This window comes from Bartonella sp. P12B (assembly GCF_055796185.1).
In genome coordinates this window covers 19,849-39,484 of the sequence record NZ_JBTTDI010000007.1, presented here as the reverse complement: position 1 = coordinate 39,484, position 19,636 = coordinate 19,849, and the positions used below count along the sequence as shown (strand labels likewise).

The following is a 19,636-nucleotide window of genomic DNA, read 5'->3' as shown; positions in this document are numbered from 1 at the left end:
AATTTCTTGTGTAAAATGTTTTGAAAGGAAATTTAAATTGTTTTTTTATAAATTTTACAATTTCTATATTCGACAGAATCGTCCATAATGTTTGTATGAAAAACTACCTTGATCTTTTGTCTCATGTTTTAAATCAAGGCACGGATCGTGCGGATCGAACGGGTGTTGGAACGCGGTCGGTTTTTGGTTATCAAATGCGATTTGATTTACAGGTTGGATTCCCATTATTAACAACGAAGAAGTTGCATTTGCGTTCAATCATTTATGAGCTTTTGTGGTTTCTTAAAGGTGATACAAATATCGCATGGTTGAAGGACCATGGCGTATCAATTTGGGATGAATGGGCTGATGAGAAAGGGGATCTTGGTCCTATTTATGGTTATCAGTGGCGCTCTTGGCCTGCTCCCGATGGACGGCATATTGATCAAATGAGTCATCTCTTGACTATGATTAAGAAAACCCCCGATTCTCGTCGCTTAATTGTATCTGCTTGGAATCCCGCACTCATAGAGGAGATGGCTCTTCCACCTTGTCATTGTCTTTTTCAATTTTATGTTGCTGATGGTAAATTATCTTGCCAACTTTATCAACGTTCAGCAGATGTTTTCTTAGGTGTCCCATTCAATATTGCTTCTTATGCGTTATTAACAATGATGATTGCCCAAGTATGTGAACTTCAAGTCGGTGATTTTATTCATACCCTTGGTGATGCACACCTTTATTTTAATCATTTTGAACAGGCTCGATATCAATTGTCTCGTAGTCCAAATGCTTTGCCGTTTATGCATATAAATCCAACGGTAACAGATCTTTTTTCTTTTAAATTTGAGGATTTTGAATTGCTTAATTATGAAGCGCAACCCCATATCAAGGCACCGGTAGCAGTATGATTCTTCCAGTTTGTTTAATTGCAGCTGTTGCAGAAAATGGCGTTATCGGCCGTGAAGGTGCCTTGCCTTGGCGTCTGTCGACAGATTTGCAACGCTTTAAAGCTTTGACCCTTGGTAAACCCATTATTATGGGACGAAAAACTTGGGTTTCTCTTAAACGTCCGTTACCAGGACGCATGAATATTGTAATTACTCGTGATCCTGCTTTCACAGCTGAAGGTGCTGTTGTTACTCACTCTTTATCTCAGGCTTGTTCTGTTGCAAAAAGAGAAGCTTCTCAAAGGGGTGCAGATGCAATTTTTATTATTGGTGGTGGTGAAATCTTTCAACAGGGATTACAGATTGCTGATAAAATATTCCTTACAGAAGTCTTAGCTTCCATTAAAGGTGATAGTTTTTTTCCTGATTTCGATAAAGAAAAGTGGACTATTGTGCAATCACAATATATCTCTGAAGGAGATAAAGATAGTCATCCAACACGTTTTGTAGTTTATGAGCGGAGATAATCATTTATAATTAAGTGGAAAGAGCCTGTCGGTTCCATTGTAATCAGACAAGAGCCATCCTATAAGGTTAAGTAAAAAGTTGGTATTTGGTTAATGGTATTTAGTTAAAGAGGTGATAATGCCCTGGACAAATCAAAATGGTGGTGGCCCATGGAGTGGCGATAAAAATAAACTCGGTGGTGAGAAAAAAACACCTGCTAAGAATATCTTTGGTTCTGGTGGCAATAATGGTGGTGATAGAGGGCCCAGTCTTGATGATATTTTGCGTAAAGGGCAAAATCAGCTTAAACAATTTGGCGGAGGTGGCCTTTGGGGGCTATTGTTTTTGCTTGCTGTGTTTTTTTGGCTGTATCAGTCAGTTTATATTGTTCAGCAAAATGAACAGGCTGTAGAATTGCGTTTTGGTGTTCCTAAAGTAGGAATTATCGGCGATGGTTTGCATTTTCACTTTTGGCCAATTGAGACTTATATGAAAGTACCTTTAACGGAAAAAACAATTGCAATTGGTGGGCAGTCTGGTCAGGCGCAACAGAGTGAAGGTTTAATGCTTTCGAGTGATCAGAATATTGTGAATGTTAATTTTTCTGTTTACTATCGGATTTCACATCCTAGTCAATTTTTGTTCAATGTGAGTGATCAAGAGGGAACAGTTCGTCAGGTTGCTGAGAGTGCAATGCGTGAAGTCATTGGTTCAAGGCCTGTTGATGATGTTTTACGTGATAAGAAAGAAGAAGTTGCTGGTGACGTTAGAAAAATTATCCAATTGACGGTGGATAAATATCAACTTGGTGTTGAAATAAGTCGTGTGTCGATCAGTGAAGCTGCTCCTCCTACCAAGGTTGCTGCTGCCTTTAATTCTGTTCAGCAGGCAGAACAAGAACGTGGGCGAATGATTGAAGAAGGAAATCGTGTGCGTTTTACGAAGATTGGTTTAGCAAATGGTGAAGCTTCACGGACACGGGAAATCGCAAAAGGTGAAAAGGCACAAATGGTTGAAGAGGCAAGAGGACGAGCTGAGCGTTTTCAGGCTATAGTTCGTGAGGCTGAAATTTCACCAGAGGCTACACGTTATCGTCTTTATATGGAGACAATGGGGCGTATTCTTTCTTCGCCAAACAAGTTGGTTCTTGATCAAATAAATTCTTCAGCAGTGCCTTATCTTCCTCTGAACGAATTGCTGCGTAATAATTTATCAGAAAATGCGAAAAAAATGCCAGCACGTTCTGCACCGCTATTAGATTCTCGTATTTTGGAAGGACGCTAATTATGCAGCAGTCTCGTTTCTTGTTTATTTTTAGTTCCATAGTCTTTCTTTTGATGGTTTTATGGATGTCTATTTTTATTGTCTATCCTCGTCAACAAGTAGCCGTTAAGCGTTTTGGGCAAATTGTAAAGGTAGAGTCTGATCCTGGAATCTATTTAAAAGTGCCCTTCGTGGATAAGATGATTGTTGTTGATAACCGGTTGTTACGGTACGATGTTCCAACACAATCTGTACAGGTGAGAGGGGGGGCTTATTATGAAGTAGATGCGTTCTTTATTTACCGTATTATGGATCCTAAGTTGTTTTTACAGCGCATTGCTTCAGGGCGTCCACAAATTGCTGCGCGTGAAAATCTTGCACCGCGTTTTATTGATGCTTTGCGGGCTGTTTATGGTAAGAGAGAATTTAGAGCAGCTTTATCAGATGAACGGGGTGCAATGATGGCTGAAGTGCAGCGGCAGTTTTCTGTCGATGCAGGGTCTTTGGGTATTACCATTGTTGATGTGCGTATTCGCAAAACTGATTTGACTGATGCTGTTTCAGAAGATGTCTATCGGCAAATGGCAGCTGAACGTGAAGCTGTAGCGGAAAATATTCGTGCCCGTGGTCAGCAGGAGCGTGATCGTATTGTAGCAGAAGCCAATCGTGAATATGAAGAGATCGTAGCAGCGGCAAGGCGTGATGCTGAAATTACCCGTGGTGAAGGTCAAGCTGAAAGTATTCGTTTGTTACTCAATACAAGAAAGACTAATCCATCTTTTTATGATTTTTGGTTGGCGATGGAACAATATAAGAATTTGGAGCGCGTTCCAATGGTGATTTCACCAAATGAGGATTTCTTTTTCTATTTTCGTAATCCACAGAAAGAAAAGGGAAAAATTCCATCAACAATGAATACAAACCTCAGTAAGACGGAACCAAAACTCATGGGAGAATAGATACAACAATCGATCGTGGCTACGATTTGACGTAAGAAGTGTGCTTTGTGGTTGTTTTTTTTATGATGAGAATGGTAGAGTGTTGAGCCGTACTCATTTTGCATAGTTAAATTGAGTAAGGCTCTTTGCAGCATTTTGTTAAAGGCAGATTATGGGTAGAAATGTCGTAGATAAAAATACGTCTTTGAGGTTCTTTATCACAAAAATTGTTGTTTGTGTGGTTTTGTTTTTATTTGAATCAAGCAGTTTGTCTTGGGGAGAAGAGATAAAAAATACACCACCTTCTGTTCCTGATTTAGCTGCTGAACTTTTAGAGACGGTGGTGAATATTTCCACGGCACAAACCGTCGATGGTACAGAACAAGACGAGCATACTTCCGTGCCTGCTATACCAAAAGATTCATTGTTGGAAGAGTATTTTAGTGATTTTTTTACACCCAAAGATGGTCAAAAAGATAGTCAGTTTCAAAAGATACGTTCTTTGGGATCTGGTTTTGTGATTGATGCGCAAAGAGGGCTTATTGTTACAAATTACCATGTTATTGTTGATGCTGATGATATTGAAGCTAATTTTACCGATGGTACAAAACTAAAAGCAAAATTGCTTGGAAAGGATAGCAAAACTGATTTGGCGATTCTTCAAGTAGACGCAGGAAGTAAAAAATTAAAAGCTGTACGTTTTGGTGATTCAGAAAAAGCCCGTATTGGTGATTGGGTTATGGCTATTGGGAATCCCTATGGTTTTGGTGGAAGTGTGACAGTTGGTATTATTTCTGCACGCAATCGTGATCTCAATGCTGGTCCTTATGATAATTTTATTCAAACAGATGCAGCAATTAACCGAGGAAACTCTGGAGGTCCGTTATTTGATAGAAATGGTGAGGTAATTGGTATTAATACAGCAATTATTTCACCTTCTGGTGGTTCGATCGGTATTGGTTTTGCTATACCATCAGAGATGGCTCTTGCTGTTATCAATCAGTTGCGTGATTTTGGAGAAATAAGGCGTGGTTGGTTGGCTCTTCGTATTCAGCCAGTAACTGAAGATATTGCAAAAAGTTTAAAGCTAGAAAAAGCTGTGGGAGCATTGGTTGCTGGTAAAATAGAACATGCTGATGTTGATAATAGCCAGTTACAGACTGGAGATGTTATTCTTTACTTTGGAAATACAAAAATTAAGCATGCGCGTGATTTGCCGCGTTTAGTAGCGGAAAGTTCTGAAGGCAAAGTAGTGGATGTTACTGTTTTTCGAAACGGACAGAAAAAAACAGTAAAAGTTAAGCTTGGTCGTTTGGTTGAGACAGATGAAAATACAGTAGAAGAATCTGATGGTGACAAAAGTAGTGCTGTATCAAAAAATGTGACAATGCAATTTATGGGAATGACATTATCTGAACTTACAACAGATTTGCGTCACCGCTATTCAATTACAGATAAACTTCGAGGATTGGTGGTGGCGTCTGTTGCAAAAAATAGCACGGCAGATAAAAAGCGTATTCGCACTGGTGAAGTGATTGTTGATATCAATCAAAGTTCTGTTACAACGATTGATGAGGCTAAGAAACGTCTTCATAAATTACGTGAAGCTGGGCGTAAAAATGCTCTCTTCATCGTTGCTCGTCCAGATGGAGAGTTGCGTCTTGTAACAATTCCAATGGATTAATAGTTTTGGGAATTGAAGCTTTTACATCTGCTTCTCATTACTTTGTGTTTTTATTATCACCCTTAAAATCTACGATAGGGAAGAGATTGTACTCTTCAGTTTTCAAATAGCAATTATTCGGAGAGATTAATATTTTAGAGTTGGTAATTTATGAGCATTACTGCATTTTGCTTTGTTGTTGATGAAAGAGTAATGGTTAGTAATGGTTGTAAATGGGAGTGTGAAGAAAATGATGCACTCGTTTCTTCTTATAAATCAGAATATTATTTATTTTCGTATAAAAATATAAAATTATTTAATTATATGCGTGAATCTTAAGGGTTATTTTTTATATGATTGTAAGAAATATATTTATTTATAATGCTTTCTTTAAAAAAATTTTGTAGATGTATTGTGTTGTTGAATAATGATAAACAGAATAAGTCCCTTGAGATTTTTTTGTATTATGATTGGATTCATTTTTCCGAGGGAGCAAAACTATTATAGATACTTTTACTGTTTTAGTTATAAAAGCTCTGTTTGTATTTCGTTTGAAGTATTTACTCTATGACAATGGAGATGAAATACAGATTTTGCGTGGTTTGTTATGTGTGTTGCAAGAAATTTTTGTTTGGTGGAAGTAGAGATTTCTATTCATGACACAGAGAACAATTACATTGATAGCTGGGCCAACTGCAAGTGGAAAGTCATCACTTGCGTTACAGATGGCTCAAGAAAAAAATGCCCTTATCATTAATACGGATTCAATGCAGGTTTATGATGTTTTAAATATTTTAACGGCACGTCCGACAAAGGCTGATACGACAATTGTTCCACATTATCTCTATGGTTATATAAGTCCTGCACTGAATTATTCAGTGGGACAATGGTTGCTTGATGTTGAGAAGTTATTGACAAAATTTTCATCAAGGTCACTTATTTTTGTTGGTGGAACAGGGCTTTATTTCCGTGCTCTTTTAGAGGGAATTTCAAAAATCCCTGATGTTCCGGATATTGTACGCCAGAAATGGCGACTTCGGCTTGATCAAGAGGGTGCTGAAAGTCTTTATCACCAGTTCTTACAGGTTGATGCTGTTCTTGCTGAGAAAATTTCTTCACAAGATGGTCAACGTATTGTTCGTGCTTTAGAAGTTTATGAGGCAACAGGTAAGAAGTTAAGCTGGTGGCAGAAGCAAAAAACAACACCTCTCATTGTTTCAAATTGTTTAGAAAAAATTCTTCTTCTTCCACCACGTCAATTGCTTTATGAACGTATTCATAAGCGGTTGGACTCCATGATTGAAAGAGGTGCTTTAGAGGAGGTTGCTGCCATGAAGAGGCTTAAACTTTCTCCTTTTTTACCAGCGATGAAAGCTATTGGCATACCTGAATTTATAGCTTACTTGGATGGATATAGAAGCTTTGAAAGCGTTCTTGAAACGGTGAAAACACAAACAAGGAGGTATGCAAAAAGGCAAATGACATGGTTTCGTCATCAATTTGATAAAGAATGGATGCTGATTTCTTGATAAAAGAGTTGAGAAGCTTGAAAAGCAATTAAAAAAATCCTTATGAAGGGATTTTTTTTAGGAAGTATAATTTTTTATTGACGAATGCTGTTAATAGAATTAAAAACTCTTCTGTAGGAAATGTTTTCCTTATATGTTTGTGCATTGGAATGAGGAGGGGATCATACAATATATATTTTTTTGTGTGTAATGGGCTCCTTGGGGGTCTTTTTTTATGGGCTCCTCTAGGGGCTTTTTTTTATTTTACTATCAAGTAAGCGAGTGGGAAAAATGACAAATCATCCAAGAATGCAAGAGAGTGCGGACGGAAAAAGAATGTCAGGTGCTGAAATGGTGGTTCAAGCTCTTATTGATCATGGGGTTAAACATCTCTTTGGTTATCCTGGTGGCGCTGTTCTTCCTATTTTTGATGTTCTTTATCAACAAGATAGAGTTCGGCATATTCTGGTACGTCATGAACAAGCAGCAGGTCATGCGGCTGAAGGTTATGCACGCAGTACTGGGAAGGTAGGCGTTATGCTTGTGACTTCTGGTCCAGGGGCAACGAACGCTGTGACACCTTTACAAGATGCACTCATGGACTCTATCCCACTTGTTTGTTTTTCTGGTCAGGTACCGACAACTGTAATTGGAACAAATGGTTTTCAAGAGGCCGATACAGTTGGGATTACAAAACCCTGTACTAAGTATAATTGTTTGGTTAAAGATGTAAATGATCTTGCCACAATTATTCATGAAGCCTTTTCTATTGCTCAATCAGGGCGTCCGGGACCAGTTTTGATTGATATTCCTAAGGATGTTCAATTTGCCTCAGGTATTTATAGAGCACCTCAAGTTGTGGAAGCTCCGCATTCTTATTTCCAGTCAAAAGAGGAGGCTGTCGAATGTGCTGTTGCTCTTTTAGCAGAAGCAAAACGCCCTATTATTTATTCTGGTGGTGGTGTTATTTCATCTGGGCTTAAAGCTGTACAGTTTTTGCGTGAATTGGTTCAACTAGGGGATTTTCCAATCACTTCAACACTCATGGGACTTGGTGCTTATCCGGCTTCTGGTAAAAATTGGCTTGGAATGCTTGGAATGCATGGAACCTATGAAGCTAATATGGCCATGCATGATTGTGATGTTATGTTAGCTATTGGCGCACGGTTTGATGATCGTATCACTGGGCGACTTGATGCATTTGCACCTCATGCGCGCATTATCCATATTGATATTGATCCTTCTGTTATCAATAAGATTGTAAAAGTAGAAGTTCCACTTATTGGCGATGTAGCACATATTTTAGGAGATATAAATCGATGCTTGCATAAGCAAAAACCAATATTTAAAAGCGAAAGCCGTGATATGTGGTGGAGACAAATTAATGGCTGGAAAGCGCGTAATTCATTGGCATATGCTGAGAGAAAAGATGTCATTATGCCACAATATGCTCTTGAACGGCTTTATGCACTGAGTAAAAGTGCAAGTCCTTATATCACAACAGATGTTGGACAGCATCAGATGTGGGCAGCCCAGTATTATCGCTTTGATGAACCAAAACATTGGATGACTTCTGGTGGTCTTGGAACTATGGGGTATGGTCTTCCTGCTGCTATTGGTGTTCAAATTGCACATCCTGATGCCCTTGTTGTCTGTATTTCTGGTGACGCTTCAATTCAGATGAATATTCAAGAGCTTGCAACAGCAATGCAGCATAATACGCCAGTGAAAATTTTTATTTTAAATAATCAATATATGGGTATGGTTCGCCAATGGCAGCAATTGTTGCATGGCAATCGTCTTTCTCATTCTTATACAGACTCTATGCCTGACTTTGTAAAATTAGCGGAATCTTATGGAGCGGTTGGTATTCGTTGTGTAAAACCGGATGAACTTGATGATAAAATTCAGCAAATGATTGACTGTGATAAGCCAGTTCTTTTCGATTGTCGTGTTGAGAATTTAGAAAATTGTTTTCCCATGATTCCATCTGGATGTGCACATAATGATATGCTGTTGCCTGATGAGGCTAATGATGAAGTAATTGCAAATGCTATTTCTGCTGATGGTCATATTCTCGTGTAAAATGAATATTTAAGCAAATAATGAAGGATGGTGATGATGAAGTCTCTGGAGTCTTCATCTCTGTCTCTTCTTTGTGGAGAGTTCCTATTATCCTTAGAGCTCATTTTATGATTTTCATTCTTTGTTTAAAGACATGGGGTTTAAAGAAATGTTATAAGTCATGTGCTCAATTATGTTTGAATTTATTTATACGCAATGTTTGTTTTTTTAATTCATATATTCATATTAATAGCTATTTCGTTGCATTTTTTAGAGAGTATATTGAATTATTTGTTATAAATTGATTATGTCGTCTCATATATGAAAGATTCCATCGTGCAAGAAAAAAGCCACCGTGCTTGAAGGGTGCAACCATGCAAACCGTCATGCCTATGAAAATAATAGAGAAAACAATAGAAAAGTTTGTCACTCTGTTTTGGTTTCGCATTATGAAATTACTTCAAATTGCTCTTTCAAGGGCTTGAGAGGAGAATCCCCCTAGCGGCTTGAAAGGAAGGGCAAAAATAACAAAGATCAAATGCAGCCATAGAAAATCAATTAGCTACCATAGCTTATAATCAGCTAGTAATCTCACTGGATTATGCGCGAGAAATCTCTACATATGAGATGTATCGTCAATATCTATAAACCAGAATAACATTCAACTTTATATCATTATCATGTCATTAACATTGAAAATCAAATATTCTTTCTTTTATTTGTTCTACATTTCTATGATTCCATAAATCTGCAGATACAAACACTCTTTGAATCCACCGCATTGGATTTTCATAACTATCAAATGATCCAGAAAATTTATCTCTAGAGTGTAGAGCCATTCTGTTATCAATGTATAATAATCTTCCTGGTTGTACATCAATTCCAAAAGATACAGCCTTAATAGCTTCATAAAAATGGTCTAAAGCTTCCTTAGCTTTTTTTGACTGTGGCTCTAACATGCCCAGATAAAAAACAGCGCTGATATCTGGGAATTCACCGTTCCCTTGAACTAGGGGCACTTTACTTGTAGAGGTTACTCCATTTTTTCTCCATCTATAGGGAACGTTAATTATATATAAATTATCCCTTAAGCTACTCAAATCCTCCTCACTTAAAAGTTTTAAAGCTAGACGTGCACCAGATATTCTCGTTAACGGACCATTAACATCATTGCGAACACCAGATAAAAGGATCCCTTTAGGAGATAAATTAAAACCCGTTATAAATTTTAGTGCAGCATTTTCTATATGAAAATCTAACTCAACTTCAGATCCTAATCCTGTATAATCTTTTTTATTATCCCCTAAAGGAACTAGGTTATTTACTCTATGTCCGCCTTCAAACTTAATTGAATAAGGCTCTCCGATCAATAAAGAAAACATCATAATTAAATTTTCGCTAATATAGCCACTTTTACAAGATGCATCTAAATTATAAGGATTAGGTGACGTATTAATTTGTCTATCAATTGGAAGATTTTCAAAGATTAAATATGGTCTAGGAGTAATAGACCTCTTTTGATTCATAAGAATTGTCAATATTCTCTGTGGTAGAAGCGGAAACGCTCTTTTTTAGCTCAACCGAATATTCAATACCACCGTACGGATCATAAATAATATGGTCTAAAGCCTTTCAAAGTTTGTCTCTTTCGACATTGCTCAATTCAAAAGTCTTTTCATTTATCATTATAATTCCCTCCCCAATTATATTTCCCTATTTTTTTATTAAGAAAAGTGAAAAAACAATCATTAAAATTAAAATCAGCCATGTTAGTAAATAAGTGTCTGTAAAATCTTGGATTAATCCAAATAATGGTGGAGCAGTAATAATTGCGATTTGATTTACAGACATTGCTAAACCTAGAGAAAATCCAACGCTTTCCTTCGGCGAAGAGTCTACAATATAAGCAACCCAAGGGCCATACCATCCCAATCCAAAAAAACCTAACCAAGCAGATAAAAGAGTTAAATAAATTATGGATCCACTCATGCCCAAAATTAATATTAAAAATCCAAAAACGACTGCAATCATGCAAAACAAGACAGGAAAAAATCGTCCTTTTCTACAATGATCACTCCATGCTGCTAAAATAATTCTTCCTAAGGCACCAGAAGCCTGTGAAACAAAAAACAAATAAGCACTTTTATCTAAAGACAGGTGATAAATTCTATAAAAATAAACAGTTATAAAAATGGTTAAAACATATTGAACTATCACAAGGGAAACGCCTGAAAAAATAATATTCTTCATATGTGGCGCAGCTAACATTGCAAGACGAGATTTTACATTTGCATAGAACGAAACTCTTGCCTTGCTTTCTGGAACGATAGCTACAACTTTTGCTGGTGAGTGATAAAAAATAATAAATAGACATCCACCTAAAAAAGAGGCTATGGCACCGATCAAAAACGCGCCTTGTATGCCATAGACAAGCGCACTAGCAGGAAGAACTATCCCAGCTAATGCCCCACCTAATGGTAGCCCCGCCTGCCTTATTCCCATTGCAAATCCACGCTGCGATTGTGGAAACCATGCAGAAACAGATTTAGCGCCACCGGGTTGAGCAGAACTATAAAATCCCCCTACAATGAGCAAACAAACCAAAAGGGAAAGATAGTTATGTGCGATTGCTCCCAACAAAAGAGCGACAGAAACGCCGACCGCGCCAACTCCAACAATATAGCGCTCGTTAAATTTGTCTAGTAATTCGCCAGCGACAAGTAACCCAATAATAGGGAGGAACTGCGCTGCTGAAGACAGCAAACCAATCTGAGAGTCACTAAGCGAGAAATCGTTCTTAAAAAATTCAGCTAAAGGACCAATCCCTTGAACAAAGAAGCAGGCTGATGCTTGAGCGATAGTGGCAACAAGCAATACAATCCATCTATAATAATTTTTTTCTATAAATTTATTATTGCTCATTATGCCCCCTCCAATGAAAGTGTATTCTAATGAAGTAGCCTTTTTTAATAATGATTGCCAACAATAAATGAGGTATTTTATGCTGATGGTTATATTCTCGTGTAAAATGAATATTTAATCCAATAATGAAGGGGCTGGATGGTTCTTGGTTTTTTGAATCATTTCCCGCTCTTCTTCGTTCTTTGATGATTTTTATTGTTTTGAGAACGCATTTTTTTAAGATTTACGCTCTTTTCCTAAAGAGAGGGTGTGTCATATTTTTAGCCTAAAAATGCCTTAAATTATAAAATTATTCCACCTGAATTGGCAAGACATGTTACTGTACATTTTAAAATGTGCGTGTTTCTGTTTTTTAATCAATAATACTATCGTTATATTTTAAAACTGAAATGCATTACACCGTGAGGTCATTATATAAAAAATGATTTTATTTTAGAGGCGTTCATGGAAAGATAGTGTATCGTTGATTATATTTTTAGAATTTTTCTTTTGCTACATGTGAAGTTTATCTTTGTTTTGAGACATTGTTTTTTGATTTGTGAAGTTAGACCACATTCTAAAAGTCCTTGTTCAATTGTGCATTAAAAAGATCCTTGAGAACTTTCAGAAAGTTTTAGCGTTTGTTTTTTGCACTTTCAACTCCAGCTCTATGTTGTGTTTTTTCGATTGTCTTCTATAGAGTAGTGCAATTATATTTTCTTCATAAAGGTGAATGTTTTTTGTCTTTTGTGACTTTAGCGCGTTATGCTTATTGATGTTTTTAAAATATTGTTTTTGTGACCAAGCAGATGCTTCTTCAACAAATCGCAGTTTTGATTTAGAGAGTGTCAGATTTTGTAATTGAGCAAGTGGTTTTTTAGAAAGCTAACAAACTTTTGCGTTCCATCAGTTTTGCATATTCTAATACGCTCTCTATATTCAATGTACCCATACGCTATGATTTTACTATGGCATGCGATTTATTTTTCTTTGACAAGATAAGACGGACGTAGTTCTGTTATGGAAAGAGCTCATAAGTTTTGTTTCTATAAATTCTCATTTTTTTGCCTTCTCTTAAAGCACTTGCTATTGCTGGCGACTACGATAGGAAGGCAATAATATCTTGTCTTTATCTTCATTATTTAGTTGTAGTTTATCCCGTGCCATAAATTACGCATTTGTTAAAAGTTGTTATGAGAGGATGGGGGCTGTAAAAGATTCTCCATAAATTTTCAGCGGCTTTTATTGAGATCTTTTTATCTTTTGTTCTCTTTTTGCTAAAAAGGTTTTGAAAGCTTCACTGTTCTGTTTAATTGATTGCTCATCGTGGTGGGCGTGTTTTTGCTTTAGCAATTTTCTTTAATTCTAAACATGATGTTAGAGAAGTGTATATAAAGGTTATTTTAGTTGATTTCATGCATTAATTTTCTGTCGTTTTTTCTATAGAATAGGACATTCAGTTTAAGAAATGTAAGATTTTGTCAAAGGGATGATACAAATTATGTGTGGGTACAAAATTTCAATTATTGAGAGATTTTGTATAAAAATGATTGATACAATGGTTGATAATCGTCCTATAAAAGTGATCGAATGGGTCTGTATCAGAAATCCTTAATGATAAAAAGTTTTTTGAATGTGATTTTGTTTTCAAAACTCTTGCTCTTTTTACGCGAATCTTATTTTGATAAATTATGCAGTTTTCACCGGAACAGGATAATGCGTTAAAGGCTGTTGCCGCGTGGTTAAGGGAAGGGCGTTCGCCACTTTTTCGCCTTTTTGGTTATGCGGGAACAGGGAAGACGACGCTTGCGCGCTATTTTGCCGAAACAGTTGATGGATCTGTTCAATTTGCTGCGTTCACAGGAAAGGCAGCACAGGTTTTACGGTCTAAAGGTGCGAGTAATGCTTGCACCATTCATTCGTTGATTTATTGTCCACGTGGAGAAGAAGAAGTTTCTGATGAAGTAACAGGAAAAAAATCTCTTGCACCGACATTTGCTTTAAATCGGAGAAGTGCAGCCGCACACGCTAAGCTTATCATTGTTGATGAGTGTTCGATGGTAGACGAACAATTAGCCCGTGATTTAATGAGTTTTCGGACGCCAATTCTTGTGCTTGGTGATCCAGGTCAATTGCCTCCTATATCAGGAGGTGGTTTTTTTTCCAACGGTACACCAGATTTTCTACTCTCTGAAATTCATCGACAAGCACGTGATAATCCGATTATTCGTCTGGCTATGGATGTTCGTGAAGGGCGCGAGATTGTTTATGGGGATTATGGGGCAGCTCGTGTTATTACACGTAAAGAGGTCGATCAGAAATTGGTTCTAGATGCTGATCAGGTGTTGGTAGGGGTTAACCGCACACGTCACCTTTATAATAGACGTTTGCGTGCGTTGAAGGGATTTACAGCAGATTATCCACAAGCGGGAGATAAACTTGTGTGTTTACGTAATGATCCTACTAAAGGTTTGTTAAATGGCTCTTTATGGAAAGTAATGACTTCACACAAGGAAACCGTTAAACCAAGTATTAACCTTCTTATTAAACCAGAAGAAAGTGATCGTGGGGTAACGAAGATTAAGCTTTTAAAAGCAGTGTTTGAAAATCCTGAAAGTGAGATTTCATGGGCATTAAAAAAAAGACACGATGACTTTGATTATGGGTATGCATTAACTGTTCATAAAGCACAAGGATCTCAATGGGATAATGTTGTTTTATTTGATGAAAGTTTTGCATTTCGTGATATGTATGCCCGTTGGCTTTATACGGGAATTACGCGTGCAGCAGAGCGTTTAACAATTGTTCGATAGGAAAAAAATATTTTTATCCTTTATATTATATTGGTAAATATATTTTTTGTCTTGAGAATTGTGTATGAGAATGGAAGTGGGTATGACCATAAAACTTTCGGTTAATCTTAATGCTATTGCTGTTTTGCGAAATCGGCGTAATCTTCCTTGGCCAAATATCAAGACTATTGGACATATAGCACTCGCAGCTGGTGCTGCTGGTTTGACAGTTCATCCGCGTCCAGATGAGCGGCATATTCGTTTTTCTGATTTGCCGGATATACGCTGTTTAATTAACAGTACTTTTCCTGCTGCTGAGTTTAATATTGAAGGTTATCCGAGTGATACATTTTTGGATATAGTAGAAAATTATGCTGATCAGATTACTCTTGTTCCTGATGATCCAGCTCAGTCAACTTCTGATCATGGTTGGGATTTTGCTCGTAATGCAGAATTTTTAGCACCTATTATTCAACGTTTGAAAGCAAAAAAAATTCGTGTGTCTTTATTTGCTGATCCTGTTGTCGGTGGTCTTGATATTGCTAAAGCGATTGGTGCTGATCGTGTGGAGTTTTATACTGGCCCCTACGGTGGTGCATTTCAGGATAAGATAAAACAGGATCAAGAGCTCAGTAAACTTGTTTTAGCAGCAAAAAGGGCTCAAGAGTTGCAATTAGGTGTTAACGCAGGGCATGATCTAACAGTTACAAATCTTCCTGCTCTTATTAATCGTATCCCTTGGCTTGATGAAGTTTCTATTGGTCATGGGCTTATTGCCGATGCGTTAGAATATGGAATGCACAAAACGGTTGAGCGTTTCATCCGGTTATTGGTATAACCCCTTTTCCCTTTATACCATGGGCAAGATAAATTTTTGTAAAGCTCTCTTTATCTTGAAAAAACAGCTGTGTATATGTTTGTTTAGATAGATGTTACTAGTATACATCATGAGAGCGATAGAAAGGCTACGTTCAATTTAAAATGATTGGTTGTAACTTCATCATATTAGCCTATAGAGATGTGACAAAGTTTTGTCGTTTTTGAGGAAATCTCCTTTAAAAAGGCAGGAAATCAACGATAGATTTCATAAGAAGTATAAGAAATAAAAACTTTTAGATTTGTGTTAGCAACTGAAGTGAGAAAAATAATTATGATGAGAATACAGACTTATGTTTTTTCTGTATTCTTCAGTTATGAATTTATTCAGTTAAAATATTCAATATTACCTCTATTGAATCTGTGAAAATAGGACTCTATAAGGAACATTTTTTTATCATGAGAGCAGTGAAACTGATTTTTTGCATTTAAGGATAAAACAGGATCCTTTATTTATAATTTTTCTTGCTATCCACTTTGATTTAGTTCATGTTAAAAAATGCATACAATATCTTAATTTCAAGGATATAATGCCTTATTCTTTGAAAGAAGAATATAATTTTAGTATATGTATTTATTTTATAAGTACTGTTATTGTACAATATAGTATTTTTGTAAAGACGTAGTTGAATTCTATTTTGTTAAAAATATTCTTTTAAAAATTTTTGGGGATATAGCTTTTTGTATGCAAACTATAAATTTAAAAAAGATATGCAATTTCTTTGTTACTATAAGTGATGTTTTTTATTTATATTTTCCTCAAGAACTTGAATTAATTTTTTAATTATTTATTCAATGAAAATAAGCCAAAATTAAGTTTAAATAGAGAGAAGGAAGTATTTTTATGCGTGTTTATTATGATCATGATGCAAATGTTGATTTGATTAAAGGAAAGAACGTAGCCATTGTTGGTTACGGTTCACAAGGGCGTGCTCATGCTTTAAACTTGAAAGACTCCGGTGTTCAAAATGTGAAAATTGCTCTGCGTTCAGGATCCGCAACAACTAAAAAGGCTATGGTGGATGGTTTTGAGGTTATGAGTGTTGCTGAAGCAGCAAAATGGGCTGATCTTATTATGATGGCTACACCAGATGAATTGCAAGCTGATATTTATAAAGAGCATATTCATGATCATTTACGTGATGGCACTGTGATTGCTTTTGCTCATGGTTTGAGTATTCATTTCGGTTTAATTGAACCTAAAAAAACAGTTGATGTTGTGATGATTGCTCCTAAAGGTCCTGGCCATACAGTGCGCAATGAATATCAACGTGGTCGCGGTGTTCCTTGCTTGATTGCCGTTGCACAAGATGCTTCAGGACAGGCACATGATGTAGCATTATCTTATGCTTGTGGTCTTGGTGGTGGACGTGCTGGAGTGATTGAGACAACCTTTAAAGAAGAGTGTGAAACTGATCTTTTTGGTGAACAAGCTGTTCTTTGTGGTGGTCTCGTTGAGCTTATTCGAGCGGGTTATGAAACACTAACGGATGCAGGTTATGCACCAGAAATGGCTTATTTTGAATGTTTACATGAGGTTAAGTTGATTGTTGATCTTATGTATGAAGGTGGCATTGCAAATATGAATTACTCAATTTCTAATACAGCTGAATGGGGCGAATATATGTCTGGTCCACGTGTGATTACGGATGAAACGAGAGCAGAAATGAAACGTATTTTGCAAGATATTCAGACGGGAAAATTTACATCCAATTGGATTCAAGAATACAAAGCTGGTGCTGCTCATTTTAAAAGTATACGGCGTTTAAATGATAGCCATCCTATTGAAGAAGTTGGTAGAAAACTCCGTTCTATGATGCCTTGGATAAAATCTAATGCCCTAGTTGATAAAGAGCGTAATTAAAATTCAATCTGTAAATTGTACATGTAAACATCAAAAAAGGGTAACTTTCGTTACCCTTTTTTGATGTCTTTATTCTGTAGAGATTCTATTTGTTGTCTTTAAGCGTTTTTTTTCTCACAAACATAAAATACATTATGCCTAAAAAAACAAACCATACTACGCCACATTGAAAAGCTATGAAAGTATCATGTTCTAATGTTAACAAATAAAGCATGAAAGCAAAAAAAACTAAAATAAACCAGCATACGATAATGCCTCCTGGCATTTTGTAGACAGATTCAGCATGTAGGTGAGTATGATTGCGGCGATATACAATATAGCTAATCAAAATTGTAGACCATACGAATAAAAACGCAATAGCTGAAATACTCGTTACAATTGTAAAAGCACTTATAATGCTTGGAGATAGCGATGTAATTGAGTATCCTAAGAAAATACAGAGACAAGAAAAAAATAGAGCATTGGCTGGAACATGGTATTTAGAAAGTTTTCCCATAAGGCGAGGCGCACCATTTTGTGTTGCAAGCCCATATATCATGCGGCTGGTAGAAAAAATACCACTATTTGCTGAGGAGGCAGCCGAAGTGAGGACAACAAAATTTACCAAACCAGCCGCTATTGGAATACCAGCAAGCCAAAACATCGAAACAAAGGGGCTTTTCTCCGGAGTAATTTGATCCCAAGGTGTGACTGACATAATGACAGCAAGAGAAAAGATATAAAAGAGGACAATACGAACCGGTATTGCATTAATTGCTTTGGGCAGAACTTTTTTAGGGTCTTTGACTTCAGCTGCGGTTGTTCCTGCAATCTCTATACCAACGAAAGAAAAGATGGCGATTTGAAATCCAGCAAAAAAACCTGTAATTCCCCGAGGAAATATATCTCCACCGTTCCATACGTGACTGAGAGAGGCAACAGTGCCATTTGGAGAGGTAAAGCCAGTAATGACCATATAAAGTCCAACAACAATTAATGCTAAAATTGCTACGACTTTGATAAGACCAAACCAAAATTCAAGTTCTCCGAATAGTTTTACAGCAAAGAGATTGAAGATTAAAAAGAAACCAATGCAAGAAAAAACAATAATCCATGGATTGAGTGTTGGCCACCAAAAGTGCATGTAAGTGATGATGGCGATAATATCTGCAGCTCCAGTTACGACCCAGCTCAACCAATAGCTCCAGCCAACAAAAAAAGCGATTCCTGGTCCTAGCATATCAGTTGAAAAATCAATGAGAGAGCGGTATCGTGAATTAGAAAGCAATAACTCTCCCATAGCACGCATTACAAAGTATAAGGCACACCCGATAATAGCATAAACGAGTATAATGGAGGGACCTGCTACACTGATTGTCTTTCCTGATCCCATAAAGAGACCTGTTCCAATAGCACCACCAAGGGCTATAAGTTGTACGTGACGGTTATCTAATCCGCGTTGCAATTTTTGCTGAGGATTAGCTTCTGAATTTTGTTTATAGTTCATTTTTTGAAGGTTCCCTTTGATTATTTAAGGTTTAAAATTACACTGAAAAAAGTAATCTCCTGTATCGAAGCATGATATAAATGAGGAGTAAAGGAAAAAAATATTTTTTATGATTTTATGTGGATAAAGAAAAGGTATAGAAAACGTCTAAGGAGAGACGACTTTACTCCAGAATTGGAGTATAGAGTTTTAAGTTGTCGCTGAAATGATGGGCAAAGAGTTGATAAAAGAACTGAGCATTATGCTCGTTGTTTTTAAACTATTTCAAACAGTTCGTGAGAAACTGCTTGTGAGAGATGGAAAATTCTAGCCGTATAAGTACTATCGTTGCTTCTAAGATCATAATGGGAAAAGAGTTTCATTTTCATTTGAATAGAGTATAGAGTTTCTATTCTGTTTAAGAAATAATTTCCAAATGATAAAAATTTTAAATTGATTTTTACAATCATATGTACTGATGGTTTTTAATATTGTTCTGTGCGTTTTGCGTTTTACCATAACCGAGATCCAGCTTGGTCTCTTCAATTGATAATTCCTTTATAAAATTTGGTACTTTAGTCATGCATTTGTGGGAAGTTCAAAAATGTTAATTGCTTGAGAGCCTTTGCGGGGTTTATGACAATAAGTTCTGGTGAGAATGCTGTACGATTGTTACACCTCATGGTTTTATGAGCTGGTGCCTTGTGATGGTTTATAGTTCTAGGTAGTGCATTCACTATGGTTTGGAAATGGGATAAGGTTAGCCATGAAGGTGATTATCGCTGTTATTATCTCTGTTGTTATCATTGCTTGTGCTGGTTCTCAATATTCATTTGGTACTGTTTTTTAGAATAGAGAATATATTTGATCTTTTAAATTCTTTCTCTGTCTTCTAAAGGAGAATGATATATATTTAACGTGAAACT

General features: G+C 36.6%; 13 protein-coding genes. 10 read left to right on the top strand and 3 right to left on the bottom strand.

Going from position 1 to position 19,636, the window contains the following annotated elements; translation table 11 throughout:
• Positions 1 to 95: 95 nt before the first annotated feature.
• The 7 genes from AC0QT1_RS05960 to AC0QT1_RS05930 all read left to right on the top strand — a co-directional run bounded on the left by AC0QT1_RS05960 (position 96) and on the right by AC0QT1_RS05930 (position 8,833).
• Entirely contained in the window at positions 96 to 890 is a 795-nt protein-coding gene (locus AC0QT1_RS05960; protein WP_473201851.1) for a thymidylate synthase, read from the top strand.
• Positions 887 to 1,396: a dihydrofolate reductase gene (locus tag AC0QT1_RS05955; RefSeq protein WP_473200261.1), complete on the top strand. Its 510-nt coding sequence runs from the start codon at positions 887 to 889 to the stop codon at positions 1,394 to 1,396. Before AC0QT1_RS05960 ends, AC0QT1_RS05955 begins: the two co-directional genes overlap by 4 nt.
• A 118-nt stretch (positions 1,397 to 1,514) precedes the next feature.
• Positions 1,515 to 2,660, top strand: coding sequence for an FtsH protease activity modulator HflK (hflK, locus tag AC0QT1_RS05950; protein WP_473201850.1), 1,146 nt, complete (start codon positions 1,515 to 1,517; stop codon positions 2,658 to 2,660).
• Positions 2,661 to 2,662: 2 nt separating this feature from the next.
• Complete coding sequence (gene hflC / locus AC0QT1_RS05945) at positions 2,663 to 3,598, top strand: protease modulator HflC (RefSeq protein ID WP_473201849.1); 936 nt, start codon at positions 2,663 to 2,665, stop codon at positions 3,596 to 3,598.
• A 151-nt stretch (positions 3,599 to 3,749) separates the two neighbouring features.
• The gene (locus AC0QT1_RS05940) at positions 3,750 to 5,261 is read left to right on the top strand and encodes a Do family serine endopeptidase (protein ID WP_473200258.1); all 1,512 of its coding nucleotides are present in this window, start codon (positions 3,750 to 3,752) and stop codon (positions 5,259 to 5,261) included.
• Between the two features lie 635 nt (positions 5,262 to 5,896).
• Positions 5,897 to 6,769 carry a tRNA (adenosine(37)-N6)-dimethylallyltransferase MiaA gene (miaA, locus tag AC0QT1_RS05935; RefSeq protein ID WP_473200257.1) on the top strand — a complete coding sequence of 291 codons (873 nt, stop codon included), beginning with the start codon at positions 5,897 to 5,899 and terminating at the stop codon, positions 6,767 to 6,769.
• A gap of 270 nt (positions 6,770 to 7,039) precedes the next feature.
• Entirely contained in the window at positions 7,040 to 8,833 is a 1,794-nt protein-coding gene (locus AC0QT1_RS05930; RefSeq protein ID WP_473201848.1) for an acetolactate synthase 3 large subunit, read from the top strand.
• A gap of 665 nt (positions 8,834 to 9,498) precedes the next feature.
• Here the strand turns inward: AC0QT1_RS05930 and AC0QT1_RS05925 are convergent.
• Together AC0QT1_RS05925 and AC0QT1_RS05920 are read right to left on the bottom strand one after the other, a co-directional pair.
• The gene (locus AC0QT1_RS05925) at positions 9,499 to 10,338 is read right to left on the bottom strand and encodes a TauD/TfdA family dioxygenase (protein WP_473201847.1); all 840 of its coding nucleotides are present in this window, start codon (positions 10,336 to 10,338) and stop codon (positions 9,499 to 9,501) included.
• Positions 10,339 to 10,525: 187 nt separating this feature from the next.
• Positions 10,526 to 11,734 carry an MFS transporter gene (locus AC0QT1_RS05920; protein WP_473201846.1) on the bottom strand — a complete coding sequence of 403 codons (1,209 nt, stop codon included), beginning with the start codon at positions 11,732 to 11,734 and terminating at the stop codon, positions 10,526 to 10,528.
• A 1,670-nt stretch (positions 11,735 to 13,404) separates the two neighbouring features.
• On the opposite strand from AC0QT1_RS05920, the gene AC0QT1_RS05915 reads away from it, so the two are divergent.
• From AC0QT1_RS05915 to ilvC, 3 genes are all read left to right on the top strand, one after another.
• Positions 13,405 to 14,526: an ATP-dependent DNA helicase gene (locus AC0QT1_RS05915; protein ID WP_473201845.1), complete on the top strand. Its 1,122-nt coding sequence runs from the start codon at positions 13,405 to 13,407 to the stop codon at positions 14,524 to 14,526.
• 82 nt (positions 14,527 to 14,608) lie between these two features.
• Positions 14,609 to 15,343: a pyridoxine 5'-phosphate synthase gene (locus AC0QT1_RS05910; RefSeq protein ID WP_473201844.1), complete on the top strand. Its 735-nt coding sequence runs from the start codon at positions 14,609 to 14,611 to the stop codon at positions 15,341 to 15,343.
• A gap of 882 nt (positions 15,344 to 16,225) precedes the next feature.
• Positions 16,226 to 17,245, top strand: a complete 1,020-nt coding sequence (gene ilvC, locus AC0QT1_RS05905) for a ketol-acid reductoisomerase (protein WP_473200251.1) — start codon at positions 16,226 to 16,228, stop codon at positions 17,243 to 17,245.
• An 85-nt stretch (positions 17,246 to 17,330) separates the two neighbouring features.
• On the opposite strand, the gene AC0QT1_RS05900 is transcribed toward ilvC, so the two are convergent.
• Positions 17,331 to 18,731 carry an amino acid permease gene (locus tag AC0QT1_RS05900; protein ID WP_473201843.1) on the bottom strand — a complete coding sequence of 467 codons (1,401 nt, stop codon included), beginning with the start codon at positions 18,729 to 18,731 and terminating at the stop codon, positions 17,331 to 17,333.
• Positions 18,732 to 19,636 lie beyond the last annotated feature (905 nt).